This window comes from Kitasatospora sp. NPDC004799 (assembly GCF_040609095.1).
Lineage (GTDB): Bacteria > Actinomycetota > Actinomycetes > Streptomycetales > Streptomycetaceae > Kitasatospora.
The window spans coordinates 1-2333 of the sequence record NZ_JBEXJK010000693.1 but is presented as its reverse complement, the minus strand read 5'-3'; the positions used below and the strand labels follow the sequence as shown (position 1 = coordinate 2333).

Annotated in this window: 2 protein-coding genes; both read left to right on the top strand. The window is 75.1% G+C overall.

The genetic code is table 11. From position 1 onward, the window contains the following. On the top strand, positions 1–337 hold a 337-nt coding region (locus tag ABZW03_RS39965), incomplete at its 5' end, for a SpoIIE family protein phosphatase (protein WP_355269671.1). A 411-nt stretch (positions 338–748) separates the two neighbouring features. Then, positions 749–2086, top strand: coding sequence for an MFS transporter (locus tag ABZW03_RS39960; protein ID WP_355269669.1), 1338 nt, complete (start codon positions 749–751; stop codon positions 2084–2086). Positions 2087–2333 lie beyond the last annotated feature (247 nt).

Genomic DNA, 2333 nt, shown 5'->3' with positions numbered 1-2333 from the left:
GCCGCCGGTGCGCCGGCTGGACGCGGCGGACCCGGGGCTGCCGCTGGGGATGGGCGGGCTGGGCGTCGCGCGTCCGGCGCCGGAGAGCCGGCCGTTCCCGGCCGGGTGCACGCTGCTGCTGGTGACCGACGGGGTCACCGAGGCGCGGGACGCGGCGGGGGAGTTCTACGACCCGGTGCTCGGCCTGGCTCCGCTGGGGCCGTTCGCCGGCCCGGGGGAGGTGCTGGACGCGCTGGTGGCGGACGTCGAGCGGTGGACCGGCGGGCCGAGGGACGACGACATGGCGGTGCTGGCGATCACCCGGCGTACGGAAGGGGACGCGGAGGTGAACGGCTGACGGGGCGGTGCGCCGGGCCGGCCCGCGTGCGGCCGGGGGCCTGTCCGGTATCCGCCCCGTGGTTTCCTTCTACGGCTCGCTTCGGTCACGCCGATATCACGATGAGGTGACGGTCGGGCTGCACTCCATGGGATCCGGCCAAGTTGAGCCTCATCGTCCGGTGGCTGGAAAGGCCGGGTCCGGATACCGGACAGTGAAATGGACTGCGGGGTCCGGCGGTGGGCGGGGTGCCCGTCGGGCAGTGCCGCCTTGGCCGACCGGCGTGGCGGACGGTGCGGGTGCGTCCCGAGTGGCCGTAAGGAGCGCGCAAGGGCCGGCCGGGGGAGTGGCGGGATTCGGCCGACCTGCGGTCCGTCCGGAAACGAACCTGGTGCTTGCCCCGTGTCGAAGGGGTGACCGAGAGTCGCACCGATGAACGAGAAGCCCAGCTCCCGCCCGGCCCGTCTGCTCGGCCACCGCGATTTCCGGCTCCTGCTGACCGGAGCCGCGGCGGCCCAGACGGGCAGTCAGGTCACCCTGGTCGCCCTCCCCTTGGTGGCGGTGATGGTGCTCGACGCCACGCCGTTCGAGGTCGGACTGCTGACCGCCGCCGAGACCGCCGCCTTCCTGCTCGTCGGCCTGCCGGCGGGCGCCTGGCTGGACCGGATGCGCAAGCTGCCGGTGCTGATCCGGGCCGACGTGGTGCGCTGCCTGGCCGTGGGGTCGATCCCGCCGGCCGCGGCGTTCGGGGTGCTGACCATGCCGCAGCTCTACCTGGTGGGGCTGGTCACCGGGGTGGCGACGGTGTTCTTCGACGTCGCCCACCAGTCCTTCCTGCCCGCCGTCCTGCCGCGCGAGCAACTGGTCGGCGGGAACGGGGCGCTGGAGACGGTCCGCTCCTCGGCGCAGATCGCCGGGCCGGGCCTCGGCGGCGGGCTGGTCCAGCTGCTGGGGGCGCCGCTCGCCATCGTGGCCGACGCCTGCGGCTACCTCGCCTCCGCGCTGCTCCTCGTCCGGATCAAGGCCGACGAGCCGCGGCCGGAACCCGCGCCGGGGCGCTCGCTGCGCGCCGAGGTCGGGGAGGGCGTGCGGTTCGTGCTCGGCCACCCGCTGCTGCGGGCGATCGCGACCGCCACCGCCACGTCCAACCTGTTCTCCGCCGTGCTGACCGCCGTGCAGACGGTGTTCTGGGTGCGGGTGCTCGACCTGTCGCCGGGCGCCATCGGCGTGCTGATGTCGGTCTCCGCCGTCGGCGGCCTGGCCGGCGCGCTGTGCGCCGGGCAGCTCGCCCGGTGGTTCGGGCAGGCCCGGCTGATCTGGCTGTCCACGCTGGTGACGGCGCCGTTCGCGCTGCTGTGGCCGCTGTCCGGCGGAGGCGCCGGGGTGGTGCTGTTCGGCCTGGCCTCCGGGGTGGTGCTGTTCGGTGCGGTGGCCTACAACGTCGCCCAGGTGAGCTTCCGGCAGAGCGTCTGCCCGCCGGAGCTGCTCGGCCGGATGAACGCCACCATGCGCTTCCTGGTCTGGGGCACCCTGCCGATCGGCGCCCTGATCGGCGGCCTGGTCGCCGACGCGGCCGGTCCGCGCGCGGCGCTCTGGCTCTGCGCCGTCGGCTTCCTGCTGGTGCCGCTGCCGCTGCTGCTCTCGCCGCTGCGGCGGATGCGGGAGCTGCCGGGCCCCGACGGTACGGCCGGGCCGGCGGCGGACGCGGGCGCGGACTCGGACGCGGATGCCGCCGAGGAGGAGGGCGCCGTGAGCCCCGGTCCGTCCTGAACCCGCCCGTCCCGCACCCGACCGTCCCGCACCCGCCTGTCCCGCACCCGCCCGTTCTGAACCGACTGATCCCCGAGACCGACCGATCCCCGAGCCGCGACCGGAAACCGGAGACCGTTCCCGTGCACGCCAGCATCACCGCCGCCTACCTCGCCCAGAAGGTCCAGCCCTGGGCGGTGGTGCCGTTGGAGCTCCAGGACTGGATGGCGGTGCCGGCGGCGGTCTGGCTGGAGCGGAGGTCCGCGAC